Here is a 16,680-nt window from a genome sequence, read left to right on the forward strand (position 1 = left end):
AAAGCAAAGCCCCTTCTGTTGTCGGATCAACAGAGGGGGCGGTTTGCTCTTAAACCTCGATCGAACGAATAAGCCCCTTCAGCTTCTCGGCCGACTTGTGCAGCAGCTCCCTCTCCGAATCCGAGAGCTCCAGCTTCAGCACCTCGCGAACCCCGTTCCGATCCACGATGCAAGGAACGCCCAGGTAGACGTCCGACACGCCGTGATAATCCTGAAGCAGCGTCGATACGTTGAGCACGGCGCCTTCGTCGCGGAGGATCGCGGTGACGATCCGGTCGAGCGCGAGGGCGATCGCATAGTAGGTCGCTCCCTTGGCCGCGATGATCTCATAAGCGGCATCTCTCGTGTTGCGGAAGATGCGATCCCTCTGCTCGTCGTCGAACTCGATGCGGGTTCCGGCAACATTGGCGAGGCTCCATACCGGCAGCTCGGAGTCTCCGTGCTCGCCGATAATGTGGGCGTGCACGCTCCGCGAATCGATGCCGAGCTCCTCGCCGATCAAGTAACGGAACCGCGCGCTGTCCAGCAGCGTTCCCGAGCCGATGATGCGGTGAACGGGCCACTGCGATTTTTTCCAAGAGAAGTAGCTCATGATGTCTACCGGATTGGAAGCGATCAGCAGGATTCCGTCCTGGTTGTACTTGAACACCTCGTTCATGATGCTCTCGAAGATCGAGACGTTGCGCCTCAGAAGATCGACTCGCGACTCGCCCGGCTTCTGCGCGGCTCCCGCCGTGACGATGATCAGATTGGCTCCGCGGCAATCCTCGTAAGTCCCCGCCCACACCTTCGTTCTCCCGAGAAAAGGAAGCCCGTGGTTCATGTCGATCGCATCGCCCCGGGCCTTGCCTTCGTTGGCATCGATCAAGACCAGCTCATCCGCGCGCTCTCTCAGAAGAAGCGTGTACGCGGTCGTGGCTCCGACGGCTCCTACGCCGATAATGACGATCTTCGTTTTACTCATTCGAATCGACCTCCATAGGGTTTGGTTTGGAATCCAGCTCGTCCAGGTACGGTTTATTTACGTAATGATACATGAAGCCCATCAGCACCGAGCCGCCGATAATGTTGCCCAGGGTAACCGGGATAAGATTATGGAACACTCCTCCCCAAGAGATCGTTCCGGGATGGTGCAGCACCAACGCGATCGCGAACGTGCACATATTGGCAATGCTATGCTCGTAACCGGAGATGAAGAAGCAGAACACGAACAGGATCATCGCGAACATCTTCGCGCCGTCGCCCTTAAGCGACAAGGGGATGAAGAACGCCAGGCAGACGAGCCAGTTGCAGAGAAGCGCGCGGAAAAACAGCTCCGTGACGGGAAGGTTCATTTTCTTGTCGACCACGCTGAGCAGAAACCCGTTCACCGCCGATTCGGCGAACAGCCCCGTCGTATAGATGAGGAAGGCGAAAAACGCGGCTCCGACGATATTGCCTAAGTACGTGTATAACCACAGCTTGAGGACCGTCCGCCACTCCATCTTCTTCCTTAGCGCCGTGTAGGTGTAATAGAAGGTGTTGCCGGTGAACAGATCCCCTCCTCCGTAAGAGATCAGGATGATCGCCGCCCCGAACGTAAGGGCCGCCATCGGGTAGGCGAGCGGCGAATGCTCCCCGTAGAAGAAGCTGCCCGTCTTGAAGGCGACGATGACCCCGAAGCCGATGAACATGCTGGCTAGCGCGGATCGCGCGATATAACGCAGGCGGCTCTGCTTGAACACCTTAAGCTTCTTCAAAGCGAGCTGTTCGACTTTCTGCAGCGCGGCGACTTCCATGAACGCTCCCCTCCATCGATTCCGTTTCGCATGGGTTGGGTTCCACTATAAGGAAAGCCCGGTTTATTATCTGTGCGGTAGATCACACTCGGCATGCCGGCCGCGCAAAAAGGCGGTTCAGAGAGATCGTCTCCCTAACCCGCCCCATGATTACTCTCGTTACGGACGTCTTTTGACCTGCCTCGCCGCTTCGTACGCCGAATATAATGAACATCTGTCTATCAGCAAAAAAACCGCCCGAGTCCGCAAGGAATCGTGACGGTTGATTTTTAGTCGAACGGGTGGTTAATCAAGCGGCTCGGAATCCGTTCGGGAGTCCCCTTCATGAGCGGAATCTTCTCCGCTGGCGGAGTCGGATGCCAAAACTTGCTTCAGTTCCTCCTGCAGCTTCGATACGATTCCGCGCAGCCGGGCGGCTTGCTCGGAATCCGGATTCTCCCGCGCTTCTCTTGCCGCTTGTGCCAGCAGGCCGACGGCTTCCGGCCATGTCATCGCCAGTCCGCGAATATCGCGCTTGTCGAGTTCCCCGCCAAAGCGGTGCATGCCGCGCCGCTCCCAGCGCTCTTCGGGACGGACCGGCGCATTCTGTGCGCGTTCGCGAAGATGACTGCGCCCCTCGTCCGTAATATGATACAGCTTCTTGCCGTCGACTTCGCTGGAGCCGGCAAGCCCCATCTCTTCGAGCAGCTGCAGGTTCGGGTAGATCGAACCGGCGCTCGGCGTATACAGGCCGCCCGTCTTCTCTTCCATCGCCTTGATCAACTGATAGCCGTGCATCGGCCCGGAGCCCAGAAGCTCCAGTAAGGCGAATTTGAACTCGCCGCGCATGAAGAAGCGTTTGCCTTCGCGGCGCCCGTCGAAACCGGGGCCGTCAAAACCGGGACCTCCATGGCCGCGTCCATCGAAGCCTAGGCCCGGCCGCTCGAAGCCTCGGCCGCCATGATGACCGCGTCCGCCGTGTCCGCGTCCCTCGCCGCGACCTCCCCGTCCTTCTCCTCCCCCATGATGACGGAAAAACCGCTCTGGGCGGCGATCTTCTTCATCGAGGAATCGTCCTCCGCCGCGATGAAACGGCCCATGACCGTATGGGTGCATTGGGTGCATTCTCATGGTTAATCACTCCTTATTTTTTAAATACGATATATCGTTAACGATGTACATTCACTATAATACGATATATCGTATTGCGTCAAGCGAGATGATCACGAAACCTGCCAAGAATCGAAAAAAGAGATAGCCCGTCGATCGATGATGACCCGAATGATTGCGAATGTTCCGAAGAAATAACGATTTTGCCGCTGCCCCGGCCGTGATAAATTTGTTCTGCGCCGCTCCCTAGGCCCCCTTCAGCTAGAAGCGCAGCAATCCGATTCGGCTCGCGAAGGGGGTGGCGGAAGGCTTCTTAAAGGAACGGCTCCAAGGATAGACCGCGAACTAAACTCGCACTTCATTACGAGGAGGGAAGTCAATGAAGAAGACTTTGAGTTTGCTCGTGCTGCTTCTGCTCTTATCGAATTCGGCCGCCGCATTCGCCGCGCCCAAGATCAATACCTTCGAGCGGCCGGCACGAGGCTCCGCCTATACGCTAAGCGAATGGGCGACGGACGGCTGGAACGCGCCTTGGGACTTGGGCATGAGCACGCGCACCTGGATCGACGGCTACAACTTCAACCATTCCGGCGGCCAATCGCTTCGCGTTTTCTATCCGGCGGGGCAGATCGATCCGGCCAATTCCGGCGCACAGGCCCCTTTCGCGCTGACGCCGGGGCGGGAATACTACCTGTCCTATTGGGTCCGGTTCAGCAGCGACTTCAGCTGGGGAACGACGCAATTCGCAGGGAAGCTCGGGCTCGGCTTGGCCGGAGGCGCGGCTTGCTCCGGAGGACAGACGTGCACGGGCTATAACGGATTCAGCTCGCGGATGATTTGGAGAAGCGGCGGGCAAGCCGCCATCTACTATTATCACATGGGCAACAACGGCCAATACGGGGATTACGCTGTCCTTAAGAACAGCAACGGAACGGACATCTATTATCCGAAGGGAACCTGGGTCAACATCGTCCAACGTCTCAAGGTCAACACGGTCACGAACGGGGAAGCGAATCCGGACGGAGAGATTCAGATCTGGTACAACGGAACGTCGGCGGCTTTAATCACGGGCTTGCGCTTTGTCCGTAATGCCGATCTGGTAGACAAGGCTTACTTCTCCTCCTTCTTCGGGGGCGCCACCTCGGAATTCGCTCCGGCCAACGACTCCTATGTCTGGTACGACGACCTTAAAGCGTCCACGAACCGGGCGGACATTTGCGAGCTGAATGCCGGAGGATGCTTCACTCGGACGTTCCAGGCGGAAAATTATACGGCGATGAGCGGGGTCATGACGGAGCCGACGCCGGATGCGGGCGGCGGGCTGAACATCGGCGGCATCGACAGCCAGGATTGGATCGCCTTCGGCAACGTATCGGTTCCGAAGACAGGCACTTATCTCGTCGAATATCGGGTTGCCTCCCCCAACGCGGGCGGCAAGCTGTCGCTCGACATCGACGAAGGCGACACCGTCCTCGGGCAGATCGACATTCCGAACACCGGCAGCTGGTCAAGCTACCGGACCGTCTCCCATACGGTCCAGATAACGGCCGGCACTTACCAGTTCGGCCTATACGCAGCCACCGGAGGGTTCGATATCAACTGGTGGAAGATCACTCAGCTTTATTGAGAACGGCTTGAAACAAGAAACAACGGCAGCCCGGGACGGTTAACTCCGTCTTGGACTGCCGTTGTTTTGTTCTCTTTCTCGTTAATTGCTAGCCTAAGTTGCGAGAGATGTAAAATTGTACGATACCGACCGTTACAAGGAAAATGAGCAGATATAATCCTAATTTTAACAAGAACTTCGATTTACTCTTTTTGCGGCTTTGCGGCGAGGTATACTGCAAGACCATCTTCCGGATACCGTCCTTGCCCTCCAAGAACCGCTGCGGAAACAGATGCCCGGCGTTGCTAAAGATGATCAAGAAAATTCCATGCTTATTTATGATGACTCTCTGCACGTCCGACCATTGTACCTTTGCATTCGATGATTCGGATTCCATTCGAAATCCCTCGGGCGTAAACTCGTAAATCTTCTTCTCCGTATAGAACTTGTTCCGAGAGCTTTGGACCGCTCCCCGATAGAGCATAATGGGAAGCAATACGCTTATTAAGATGAAGAACAGGCTAAATGCATACGACCCGAACGGTTGCCCTCGAGACAACTGGACGATGAAGTAGATGAGAAAAACGATGCCAAGTAAGGATACGGTTCGCAAACTTCCGCTACTCTTCGCGTATGCGAAATTAAAATCAACCATATCGCGACTCGTAAGCTCGATTTCGATTTTCTCTGGCTCTCCCACCGAATTCCCCTCGCATACCCTAATTTCATTTCAAATTCACGCTTTTCCAACATACCATCATTTGATATTTTTTCCAATAGGTTTGACTGTTTTTACACCGCTGCCAAATCGAACAAAGCCGCCGGAGCTCCGAACTTCGGATTCCGACGGCCTTGTCGCCGATAGGCGTCGTTTAGAACGATTGAATCAGTCGAACGACGACAGCCGCGGCTTCGGCGCGGGTCACGATGCCTTCCGGCTCGAAGCGGTTGCCCGTCGTTCCCTTCATGAGTCCTTGCGCATGAACTCTCGCGACGGCATCGGCGGCCCAGGCGGGAATCCGGAAAGCGTCGGCGAATCCGGCCGCCTCCGACTCGTTCGATTCCGCCGCTTGGCCAAGCGCGTTCGAGAGCAACGCGGCAAGCTGAGCCCGGTTTAGCTCCTCGTTCGGCCGAAGCGTCCCATCCGAATAGCCGTGAAGGATTCCGGCCTTAACGACTTGCGAGAGAGCCGGAGCCGCCCAGGCGCCGACCTCTCCCGCGTCGGAGAAGCCGCTCAAGGACGCTTCTTCGCCGGACAGCTTCAGCCCGCTCGCCAGCATCGCGAGGAATTCCGAGCGCGTGACGCTCTTGTTCGGCTTAAAGGTGCCGTCCTCGAAGCCCTTGACGATGCCCGCTTCCGCCGCGGCCTTGATCTCGTTCTCGGCCCAGTGCCCGGCAACGTCCTTAAAGCCGGCAATTGGTTGTTCGTCTGCGACCGCCAGCACCGCGAACTTGGTCAGATGGTCGGACCAGGCGGTCACATAGCTTCCGTCTACCGTCCCGCCCATCTCGATCCATTGTTTCTTGTCCTCGTCGTAGTAATGAACCGACGGCTTCTGCCCTTCGGCCAGCTCAGCCGGATCGAACTTCAGCCGAATCGCGATCGGCTTGGCGAACGTGCCGGGGACGCTCTTTGTAATCTCGAAGACGGAGCTGATCAGGTCCGCTCCTTCCGACGACAGCCGAGCGAGAACGGCCGGATCGGTCAGCTTCCGGGCGATGTACCGCACGGTCCGGTCGACCGCGCCCGCCGGCACGGTAACCGTCAGCTCCTGGCCGAGAGTGAGCACCGCCGACGATTCGGGGGAGACGGACTGTTCCGTCCGGTTCGGATCCGCTTGCGGCGTCGTGCCGGACGGAGGTGTTACCGGATCGGTTGGATCGGTTGGATCGGTAGGTTCTGTCGGATTATCGATGATCGAGGTTACGCTAATAAAGCCGTTATTCTCGGCGTAATCCGCTTCCTCGCCGTTCCATTTGACCGATGTTGCTCCCGGCGCATACACGACGACCGTCAAGCTCTCGTATCCCGTCCACCCTTGCGTATCCACGTTCAGCGCGCCATTTTCAAAAGTCGTCTTCAGCTTCACCTGGTCCGCCGTCAGCCCTTGGCCGTCCGCGAACGAATATTGCAGCGCGCCTATGGATTCGACGTTAGGGTTATAGGAGAACACTTGCCCGCGACCGTCCTTGAGCTTCACTTCGATCGGTCCGGCTTCGGTCTTGTACACGGATTCGATGACGCTCTCTCCGCGGTAAGGCTCCAGCACGCTAACGAACTGAGCATCCTTCGCTTGGACCCGGTTGACCAGCACCTTGGTATAAACGTCCGTCGCGTTGCCCGGTCCCGGCGCTTCGCCTACGATCATCTGCGATGGGGCCGCTTCGGAGCCGGTCAGGCCGAACAGCTTCAGCCCGTTGCCGGCTTCCGTCGTCCAAGCTCCTTCCCACGGGCCGGAGGCTTCGGAGACGCTGCCGTTGCGGAAGAAGGAATAAGCATCCTTCGTGCCCAGCGGCCCCTCGTATGGCGCCATCTGCGAGTCGGTATCGAAGCTTCCCATGCCATGAAGGATCCAGTCGTACTGGCGCTCCGTGTCGGACGAGACGCTGAACAGGTCGATCAGGTAATCCTTCGTGACGGCGACCGTTCTCTCATAGCGGTTCAGTCCGGCATACGCCTTGCCAGCCGTGTTGGTCATGATGCCGATCGTGTCGGACGGCAGGAAAAGCTTCGTCGGCTCGTAAATTTCCGTATTGCCGTCCATCTGAGCTTGCTGGGTGTCCCCGTCGACGAGGACGGTATTGTGCGGGAACGATTTTTTGTAATAGGACTCGTACATCGAGTTGCTGTAGGGCGGAATGCCGAGGTCCGGAGCCAGTCGCTCGCCCTTGCCGAAGATCTCCAGGTGCAGCTTGTCCGGATGGCCGTGGTAGCCGCCGTGCTTGCCGTAATCGACGAGCGCGTACAGCTGGTCGTCTCCCTCTCCGGCTCTCAGAACCGAGTGCCCGATGCCCGTGAAGTTCACGCTCTCCGATGGGAGAGAACCGCTGCTCGGAATCTCGTCGACCCCGTAGAACACCGCTTGCTCCCCGGCGATGCCGGAGCCGGAGTTGCCCGGGACGACGAAGCCTCCTCTTGCCCGGCCGTTGTCCGCGTAGAGCTTGTGCAGAAGCGCGCCGTAGGACGGGTCGAGATAATGCGCGTATACGGCCTCGTAATCCATCGGAACGACTCGTCCCGGAGCCGCCAGGCTGGTCGGATATTTGCCGGAGTCATTGCCGTTGATGATGCCGAGGTCGGGAAAAGCATACTGAAGAGTCACGTCGTACGTTTTCTTGAAATTCGGATTGGCGAACAGGTCGTAGCCCATGCCTTGCAGAGCTTGGGCATGGTAGAAGAGCGCGGATTGCGCGTAGAAATGATAGCCGATCGCTCCCTCGTACCAGAAGCCGTCGGACAGAACGCTGTTCTCCATCTGGAAGTCGAAGCCGCTGCGTCCGTTCACGGAGAAGTCCATCAGCGACGGGTCTTCCAGAAGCGCCCCGATCGCCCCGATCGCCGCATTGTGCCACGTCTGCCAGTTCGACTTGCCGGTGTCGTAGCTTTGCAGCGTCTTCGCCGACGGAGCGAACAGGTTCATCTCGATGTCGTACTTCTCTGCCGCGCTAAGCAGGCCGCTCGGCTCTATCAGGTCGTACGCGTGCGCCAGAGAAATGATCTGGACGGCCTCGTCCAGCGACTGATAATAGATTCGGCCGTTCAGCGGCTGCATCGGGTAGCTCGGATAGAGAGCCGCGTAGCTCACGAGAATCTCCCTCGCCTTCGCCGCGTACTTCGCCTCTCCCGTCAGCGCGTAGACGATGGCGAGATTGCGCGCCGCTTCGATGTTCGCCGTATGGGCATAGAACCTCCAGGCGGCATCCAGGTCGTCGCCGGTATGATACTCCCCGTCCGTCGGACATAAGTGCTCGTGAGGCTTGTCGTAGTTAAAGGTGAGCGGCACGTTCCCGCAGACGTAAAGCGTGCTCTCTCCGCCCGGCTTGGACGGATAGATCATCGTCTTGTCGACCCACTCGTCCGCCTTGAGGGTAACCGCGTCTACGTAATCTTGCGCCCAATCGTAGGTTTGGATTTTCCGCTTCGCTTCGGTCAATTGCTCTTGGGACGCCATTACGTAAGGATGCTGCTTGGTCGCTTCCCTCGGCTGGCCTATCTTCAGGTTCATTTCGATCGTCGTCTCCTTACCGCCTTGAAGCGGGCGTACGTTTAATACGGCTTTGACGGAATCCCCCGCTTGAGCGGAAGCCGGCACGCGGACCTCGACATCGACATCCGTCTCCGCCCCATTAGCGATCTCGGCCGTCTGTGTCTGGAAGGTCGCGACGTAGTTCGCTCCGAATTCAGTCTTCAGGCTGAGTTGGTAAGCCGTGGCCGCTCCTCCGATGTTCTTCAGCGAGAACGCGTAGTGTACGGTGCTGTCCGGCAGCGCGCTTTTGTCGATTTGACGGATCGAAGGCTCGATCGCGTTCTTCGTCAGGGCCAGCCCGTCGAAATAAAGCTTGTCGCCGGGGCTGGACACCGGGTCGGAGTCGTACCAGCGGGGATGGATGATCACCTTCTTGATATTGTCGAAGTTAGCGCCTCCGTTGGAGTTGAGGAATTTGTTAAAGGGAAGCTCCACCTTTTTCCACCCCTTCCAATCCACGAAGAAAGACGCCATGAAGTACTCGTTGCCCGGATTGCTGTCGTCCGGGGTGCTGATGATCACGTAAATCTTCTTGTTGGAGATGGAATCGGAGTAGAGCCAGAACTCGACCTGGTCGTTCTCCTTCCACGGCGCGGCCGTCACGTCCGTGATGTCGATCGGGGATGTCGGATCCAGCCACTGGCCGGACTTGCTGCCCAGAACGGCAGGCGCGGGGGTTGGGGACGTATTCGACCAGCCTCCGAACGTCTCCGTGTTGCTGATCGGCACGCTCGAGCTGCTGGACAGGTCGATCTCGTAGGCATGGCGAACCTCCTCACTCACCTTGCCTTCCAGTTCCGCCTTGGTCAGAATCGTCTGCGAGCTGTCGATCAGGAGAGGAGTCGTGTAAGGCTTGTAGTCCGAGTCGACTCCCTCGATTTTGTAGAAGATCGCGGCTCCTTCCGTTGCGGAGCTCAGCGTGACGGTCTTTGGTTCGGCATACAGCCCGGCCGGCGGGTCAGCCGCAACGTTCTCGACGAAGTCGCGATAAACGAACGTATATCGGTAAGTCGTCTCCGCGCTATCCACTCCGTTCAGCGAGGCTTTGGTTACGAGGGTCGTGTCCTCTGTGAGAGTGATAGGGGCAGTGTAGGGGAGGAAGCTGTTGTCGATGCCCTCTCTCTTGTAGTAAACGGTAGATAGAACGGATGGAGTCGTACTGCTGGAGAGGGTCACCGTCACCTTGTTGACGTACTCGCCCGACGGTTTATCCGCCGCGGCCGGGTACACCTCTCCCACTCCCGTCAGACGGATGTCGTCGAGGTACATGTTCAGCTCCAGATCCCGGGTCGTGCCCGATACCCCGGCTTGGTCGAACCGGATGTAATCCAGCGGTCCCCAGGCCTTGACCGAATCGGAGCTCTTCTGCGCCTTGACCGCGGCCAACGGCACCTCGATCTCTTTCCAGCCCGTCCAGTCGAGGAGAATCCGGTAATAGTAATACTGGCTGTCCCCCTTCATGAAAAAGCGAAGCTGGAACGGCTTCTCCGCCTGGTCGCCCATCCGCGCCTTCGCGTTGTACGCCCAGAACTTCAGCGTGCTATAGCCGTTCAGGTCGACGTTCGGAGCGAGCTTCGGATAGATAAGCGCCGCGCCGTCGATATACTCGGTCGGCTTGGTCGCATCGGGCACGATGTTCAGGATCCACTTCTTCGAGCCCGTGCCTTCCTTGATGTAAGCCGGATCCGCGTTGGCGACCAGCGCGATTCCGGCCGTGCTGACCGTGTCGCCGGTCGAGTTGGTCGCCGAGTCCATCGCGTTCAACTGCTGCGAGTAGGGAACGACGATGGGGGTTGCGGCATCGGCGGAGTTGGTGGATTCAGCGGATGCGTCAACCGCCTCGGCTGCGAAGATGCGAGGCGGCAGCGCGCCTATTATCGTTGAAACCAGCATTAATGCGACTAGTCCCATACTGATCGGCTTCCTTATTCTCTGAATCGGTAAGGCCATGAAGATCATCCTCTCACCTGAATTTTGAGCAGGAGTAAACAAGCCCCGTTGAAGCGGCAACGGGGCTTGGGTTTTGCGGCTTGCTCGCTTGCGGGCTTGCGGTCTTACCAAGCAAGGCCGTTCTGTAAGACGGCTTTGTCGGCTTACAAGCCTTCCAGCTCGCCACAACCCGAAAAATTCGGGTTACGGGCCCGCCAGTCATGCGTTTTCCTGCCGTAACCCGAATTTTTCGGGTTACGGAGGACAACCGCACGAGCAGGAGGCTAACTTTTAAAGCCACGAGCCAAAGCAACAGCCAGTGCGCACCGAATAGCGGTTTACCCGCTACTCTCACACCTCAGCCGGCCAACGCTCGCCGAACAATGGTTTTCCCGCCATTCGCTCGGTTACGCGCGCTGCACAGTCCGGCAGCTTCAAAACGCCTACCTACTCTCTATAACAGCTGACGTCGTCTTACTTCACCGCGGCCTTAGCGCGCTCGTCGGCCGTCTTGTAGATGCCGAGGATCTCCTCGTAGCCGAGCTTCTTCTGCTCTTCCACGAACTTGTCCCACTCGTCGAAGCTGCGGGTGCCGATGATGAACTTCGCGAAGTTCTCGTCGCGATGGCCGTTCAGCGAATCGCCCTTCGTGCTGAGGATCTGCTGCTCCTCCGGCGTGAACGCCAGGCTGGCTTGCTTCTCGCCATCGTATTGCGGCGCTTGCTTGTAGGCGTCCTGCAGCTCCGGCGAGGAGACGGAGATGTGCGTATCGAAGTCGTACCACGTATACGTGCCGTCCGTGGACAAGCCCGTCTTCTTGCGCAGGTCCGTAATGTCCGCGTACTTCTCGAGGTACGACTTGCCGCTTGCCGTATCGCCTTCCTTGCCCCAGCTGACGAGATCGCGTCCTTCTTCGGAGTAGAAGAAGTCGATGAACTTCACGATGTCGTCTACCTTCTTGGTCTTGGAGGAGATCATGAAGCCTTCCTCCATCGTCGCGGTGAACGCGTTCTTCTGCGGGCCGCCCGCCCATCCGGCCGGAGGAGCCATGAAGGCCATCGTGAACTCCGGATTGTCTTTGCGAAGAGCGGAGTTGTAGAAGTCGATCCGTCCGATATAATCAAGCGTGATGAAGGCGCGGTCCGTGGAGACGATGTCCTGCCACATCTTCGTGTCGATCGTGAGGAAGTCTTTCGGAATGAGACCGTCTTTATAGAACTTATTGAAATAAGTAAGCATCGTCTTGAATTCGTCTTGAACCGCGGCGTACTTCCATTCGCCGGAGGCGCTGTCGAGGTATACGCTCGGCTTCGTCGCCTCGACCGGGGCAGGCACGTTGAAGCCCGCGCCGAAGTCGTAGAAGTAGCGAAGCCCGTTGCGGAACGTTAGGGGGTAGCTGTCCGGATACTCGGCCTTGAGCTTTGTCAACGTGTCGTAGAGTTCATCCCAGGTGTTCGGCGTGGACAGCCCGAGCTTCTTGAAGACGTCTTCGCGATACATCCACGTGCGGCGGTTGGATTCTCCGAGACCCTCGTTCGGGAACACGTACATCTTGCCGTCGGAGGAGAGAACGTTCTGTGTCTCCGTCGGGTACTTCTCCATCCACGCCTTGAAGTTCGGCATCTTGTCGACGTAGTCGAGGATGTTGACGAGCGCGCCCTGCTGGCCGAACTTGTCGGCGACCGCCTTCGACTGCGTCCACATCAGGTCCGGCATGTCTCCGGAAGCGATCGTCAAACTCAGGGCATCCTCGAGCAGGTTGCCCGCAGGCAGCTGGACGTCGAGGGTGACGCCGGTTTTCTCCTTGATAAAGTCGTAAATCTTCCAATTCTCGTCGTACGGCCAGCTCGGGTTGCTGTAGTTCAGGAACGTGAACGTCTGCTCCTTCAGCTCCGGAGACGCGGCCGGCGCGCTTGAACCCTGGCTTGCGCTCGGAGCGGCGCCGGATGCCGAAGGGGAGGCCTCTCCCCCGTTGTTGTTGTTCGAGCACGCGCCCAGCACGAGGCTCACGCCCATTACCGCGGATAACACAACGCCTGTCTTCTTGCTCATTGTTGCCCCTCGCTTTCTTTTTTCCTCTGCGTATTTTCCCATGCTTGTATATTAACCTTTGACCGACCCGATAAGAGCCCCCTTGGCAAAATACTTCTGGAGGAACGGGTAGACCAATAGGATGGGAACCGTCGTTACGATAATGGTGGCGTACTTGAGAGATTCGTCGACGATCATGGCGTCGCCGCCCACGTTGGCCGCACCGTTGGCGCCGCCGGCGCCTTGAAGCACCATGTTGCGGACGATGACCTGCAGCGGGAACAGGTCGGCATCTCTCAGATAAAGCAAAGCGGAGAAGAAGTTGTTCCAGATGGCGACTCCGTAGAAAAGACCGATAGTAGCCAGAATCGCCTTCGACAACGGAAGCACCAGCCGGAAGAAAATCCCGATGTCGTTCAAGCCGTCGATTTTGCCGGACTCCTCGACTTCCTGCGGCATGCCGGAGAAGAACGTGCGCATGACGATGAGGTTCCACGTGCTGATCGCGCCGGGCAGCACCATCGCCCAGATCGTGTCGAGCAGATGGTAGCTTCGGACGACGAGGAACGTCGGGATCATGCCCCCGCTGAAGAACAGCGTGATCGTGACCATGACCATGAACCCGCGACGGAACAGCATGTCCCGCTTGGAGAGCGCGTAAGCCCCCGCGGCGGTGATGAGCAGCGCGATCGTCGTGCCGAGAGCCGTGTAGAGAATCGTGTTCAGATAAGCCCGGCCGATCTCCGGCTTCTCGAAGACGGCTTTATAGGTATTGAGGTTAAAATCCTTGGGCCAGAGGAACACTTCCCCCTTCAGGACAGGAACGGTGCCGCTGAGCGAGACCGCGATCATGTAGAGGAAGGGATACAGCGCGGAAGCCGCGATCCCGAATAGCAGAACGTACAAAACGATGTCGAACACTCCGAATTTAGGTTTCAAGTCTCGTTTCCTCTCCTTTCCTCACCACAGGCTGGTCTCGCTCTTCCTGCGGCTGATCCAGTTCGCCGTGAGGATGAAGAGCAGGTTGATGACGCTCGTGAACAGGTCGATCGCCGTTCCGTAGCTATAGTTCATGGATTGAATGCCCGTCCGGTAGACATAGGTGCTGAGCACGTCCGCGGTGGAGTAAATGGAAGGATTCAGCATGAGCAGCACCTTCTCGAAGCCGATGTCGAGCACGTGTCCGATGTTAAGGATAAACAGGATAACGATGGCCGGCGCGATGCCCGGGAGGGTGATGTTCCGGACTTGATGCCAGCGGTTCGCCCCGTCCACTCTCGCGGCCTCGTACAGCTGCGGATCGATCGCGCTTAGAGCGGCAAGATAGATGATCGTCTCCCACCCGATGTGCTGCCAGATCTCCGAGAGAATATAGAGGGTGCGGAAGTAGTTCTCGTTCTGCATGAAGTTAATCGAGTCGTAGCCGAGCCCTTCGATGAGCTGGTTCACGACGCCGCTGGTCGGGGACAGGAACAGGAACATCATGCTCACGACAACGACGTTGGAGATGAAGTGCGGCAGGTAGCTGATCGATTGGACCAGCCTTTTGACCAGCCCGATTCTCACCTCGTTAAGCAGCAGCGCCAGTAGGATCGGGGCCGGGAAGGTGAAGACGACTTTGTACAGCCCGAGCAGAATCGTGTTCTTGAGCAGCTTGGGGAAGTCCGGACTATGGAAAAAAAGAGAATAGTGCTTCAAGCCCGCCCATTCGCTCTGCCACACTCCCTTGAACGGGTTGTAGTCCTTGAACGAGATCAGAATGCCGAACATCGGCACGTACTTGAACAGGATGTAATAGATCAGCGCCGGCGCAAAAAGCAACAGCAGGTACTTGCTCCTGTTCAGCCTTGAACGGAAAAACGTCATGGGTGATCCTCCAGTCTAAAAGCGGTGCGTCTATGCTGCCAAGCTTACGGAATCGACGCGAGGTCCGGCAATGAGGCGATATCCGGAATCCTCGCCTTTCTTGTTCCGTCCGAAGAGATGTCAACAATCTTAACAAAGGAGAAGCTAACCTTTTTTTCCTATCCGAATGCTCTAATCCTCTTGAAGACTTCGATTGGCCGCCTCCAGGAAGCGGACGATCGCCAGCGTCTCTCTCGGATCGATAGGCGATTGCTCACCGGAGAAGAAACGGACCGCTTCCTCGAGCGCGGCGGCCAGAAACGGCTTGTCCGTCTCCCGGACCTCGAACGCCCGGGATCCTCCGCGCCCATGAAGGACGCCGCCGAATTGCTCATTGCCCGTCCGGCTGCCGCGGATCGTGCCGATTCTCCCGTCCGCCCAGATCCCGACCGCGACGTCGTGCTCCGGGGTCCGGAACGCCCGAACGCCGACGCAGTCCGGGCCGAGCGCGCGGAAGAGCATCTCCGCCGTATGGATTCCGTACCAGAAGCAGCCGGGCTGGGTCGGCTCGAGCGGCATCGGACCGTAGAAATCCGCGCCCAGCGGTGCCTCCTCCCCTTGCAGCGCCGCGCTTAACGCCTCCGCGTAACGAAGGGCCGAGCAGCTCATCCAAGGAGTCCCGCGCTCGGCCGCGAGCCGGTTCATCTCCTCCGCGTCCGCGGAGCTCAGGGCGAACGGCTTGTCGACGAAGATCGGCTTGCCATAGGGAACCATCCGCCCGAACAGCTCCAGCCGCGTTCTTCCGTCTACCGCCTCCAGCATCCAAGCATCGCAGCTCTCGGCGACTTCTTCGATCGAGTCCGCTATCGGGACGCCATGGCGATCGCGGAGCTCTCGGACGTAACCGTCCAGCCGATTCGCGCTCATCGCAAAGTCCGGCGAAGGATGCCCCGGCCACGCGGCGACCAAGCGGGCTCCCGGAACCCGATGCGGATGGCTCTCCTCGTTCAACATCCGGGCGAAGTGGACGACCCGCGAATTGTCGAGGCCGATCATGCCGATGCGCAGCGGCGGGGAGAACGGCGAGGATGGCCGCGACGCCTCTCCTCCGGTTGCCTGCTTATCCTCGCCCATCGCTTTCGCCTCCATGGTCCACGCTCACTTCCGTCCCGAGCTCGCTCGAGAGGTAGAGGCTCTCCACCGCCGCGACGACGCTGCGGGAATACGCCATCGAGCTCTCCGGCTCCCGCCCCTGCTCGATCGCGCCGATCAGATCCTCGAATTGCAGCACGAACGGATGCGCTTGCTCGGGAACCGGCACCTCGCGATACTCCCCGCCGTCGCTGACCCAGAGGCCGATGCCGGACTTCAGCAGCATGCTGCCGCCCGTGAACAACAGCTCCGTCTCGTCGACGACGGCTCCGGGGTACCCCGATTGGGACATCGTGGCCGGTATGCCCGAAGACAGGTCCAGGAATGCGCTTCCTCCCCCTTCGACGTCCCCTCTCTTTTGCGAATAATCGATCCTTGCCTTGACCTTCTCCACACGGCTGTCCGACAGCCATTGCAGCTTGTCGATCGTATGCGAGCCGAGGTTCGTCAGGATGCCGCCGCCGGCCTTCGCCTTCTCGAAGAACCAATCGGGCCTCGCCGGCGTGTCGTACCTCAGGTGGCGCCGATCGTTCATCATAAGGAGCCGGCCGAGGCGGCCGCTCTCGATCCAAGCCTTGGCTTCCCGGTTCTCCGCCGTATAATGGTGAGTATGCCCGACCATCATCGTCACCTTGTTCCTCCGCACCGCCGCGATGATCTCGTCGCATTCCTTCACGTTCAGAGCCATCGGCTTCTCGAGCAGAATGTGGCATCCCCGTTCCGCAGCGAACATCGAGGCTTCCAGGTGCAAGTAGTGAGGCAAGGTCACGATCGCGATGTCCGGCTTCTCGCTCGCGATCATCTCCTTATAGTCGGAGTAGGATCGCAAGCCGAACCGACTCGCCAACGCGTCCGAACGATCCTTGTTCAGGTCCGCGATCGCGCAAGGAGCAAGCGAATCTAGCGAACTCATCGCCTCAAGATGCGAGCCCGCGATGTTGCCGGCTCCGATTATGGCCACGCGATAAGTCATCTGGTTACCGCCTCCCTTGGGTTTCGGGGG

12 protein-coding genes are annotated in these 16,680 nt (G+C 58.5%); 1 reads left to right on the forward strand and 11 read right to left on the reverse strand.

Going from position 1 to position 16,680, the window contains the following annotated elements; translation table 11 throughout:
- Positions 1 to 49: 49 nt before the first annotated feature.
- The 4 genes from H7B67_RS12840 to H7B67_RS31105 form a co-directional block, all read right to left on the reverse strand.
- Entirely contained in the window at positions 50 to 964 is a 915-nt protein-coding gene (locus tag H7B67_RS12840; RefSeq protein WP_185120217.1) for an L-lactate dehydrogenase, read from the reverse strand.
- Entirely contained in the window at positions 957 to 1,778 is an 822-nt protein-coding gene (locus tag H7B67_RS12845; RefSeq protein ID WP_185120218.1) for a formate/nitrite transporter family protein, read from the reverse strand. The genes H7B67_RS12840 and H7B67_RS12845 overlap by 8 nt, the downstream gene beginning before the upstream one ends.
- A 285-nt stretch (positions 1,779 to 2,063) precedes the next feature.
- A complete protein-coding gene (locus H7B67_RS12850) occupies positions 2,064 to 2,606 on the reverse strand; it encodes a PadR family transcriptional regulator (RefSeq protein ID WP_185120219.1) in 543 nt (180 codons plus the stop codon).
- Between the two features lie 80 nt (positions 2,607 to 2,686).
- Positions 2,687 to 2,821: a hypothetical protein gene (locus tag H7B67_RS31105; protein ID WP_281067872.1), complete on the reverse strand. Its 135-nt coding sequence runs from the start codon at positions 2,819 to 2,821 to the stop codon at positions 2,687 to 2,689.
- 425 nt (positions 2,822 to 3,246) lie between these two features.
- Here H7B67_RS31105 and H7B67_RS12855 point away from each other — a divergent pair, with 425 nt between their 5' ends.
- Positions 3,247 to 4,494, forward strand: a complete 1,248-nt coding sequence (locus tag H7B67_RS12855) for a carbohydrate-binding protein (protein WP_185120220.1) — start codon at positions 3,247 to 3,249, stop codon at positions 4,492 to 4,494.
- Between the two features lie 88 nt (positions 4,495 to 4,582).
- Here H7B67_RS12855 and H7B67_RS31460 read toward each other — a convergent pair whose 3' ends face one another.
- From H7B67_RS31460 to H7B67_RS12890, 7 genes are all read right to left on the reverse strand, one after another.
- On the reverse strand, positions 4,583 to 5,128 hold the full coding sequence (locus tag H7B67_RS31460) for a YcxB family protein (RefSeq protein WP_425489433.1): 546 nt from the start codon (positions 5,126 to 5,128) through the stop codon (positions 4,583 to 4,585).
- A 217-nt stretch (positions 5,129 to 5,345) separates the two neighbouring features.
- Positions 5,346 to 10,631: an S-layer homology domain-containing protein gene (locus tag H7B67_RS12865; RefSeq protein ID WP_185120222.1), complete on the reverse strand. Its 5,286-nt coding sequence runs from the start codon at positions 10,629 to 10,631 to the stop codon at positions 5,346 to 5,348.
- A 492-nt stretch (positions 10,632 to 11,123) separates the two neighbouring features.
- On the reverse strand, positions 11,124 to 12,701 hold the full coding sequence (locus tag H7B67_RS12870; protein ID WP_185120223.1) for an extracellular solute-binding protein: 1,578 nt from the start codon (positions 12,699 to 12,701) through the stop codon (positions 11,124 to 11,126).
- A 51-nt stretch (positions 12,702 to 12,752) separates the two neighbouring features.
- Complete coding sequence (locus H7B67_RS12875; RefSeq protein ID WP_245363833.1) at positions 12,753 to 13,619, reverse strand: carbohydrate ABC transporter permease; 867 nt, start codon at positions 13,617 to 13,619, stop codon at positions 12,753 to 12,755.
- A 21-nt stretch (positions 13,620 to 13,640) separates the two neighbouring features.
- Positions 13,641 to 14,546, reverse strand: coding sequence for an ABC transporter permease (locus H7B67_RS12880; protein WP_185120224.1), 906 nt, complete (start codon positions 14,544 to 14,546; stop codon positions 13,641 to 13,643).
- A 171-nt stretch (positions 14,547 to 14,717) separates the two neighbouring features.
- A complete protein-coding gene (locus tag H7B67_RS12885) occupies positions 14,718 to 15,659 on the reverse strand; it encodes a Gfo/Idh/MocA family protein (RefSeq protein WP_245363831.1) in 942 nt (313 codons plus the stop codon).
- The gene (locus H7B67_RS12890) at positions 15,646 to 16,650 is read right to left on the reverse strand and encodes a Gfo/Idh/MocA family protein (protein WP_185120225.1); all 1,005 of its coding nucleotides are present in this window, start codon (positions 16,648 to 16,650) and stop codon (positions 15,646 to 15,648) included. The genes H7B67_RS12885 and H7B67_RS12890 overlap by 14 nt, the downstream gene beginning before the upstream one ends.
- Positions 16,651 to 16,680 lie beyond the last annotated feature (30 nt).

This window comes from Cohnella thailandensis (genome assembly GCF_014212135.1).
In the GTDB taxonomy this organism is placed as follows: Bacteria; Bacillota; Bacilli; order Paenibacillales; family Paenibacillaceae; genus Cohnella; species Cohnella thailandensis.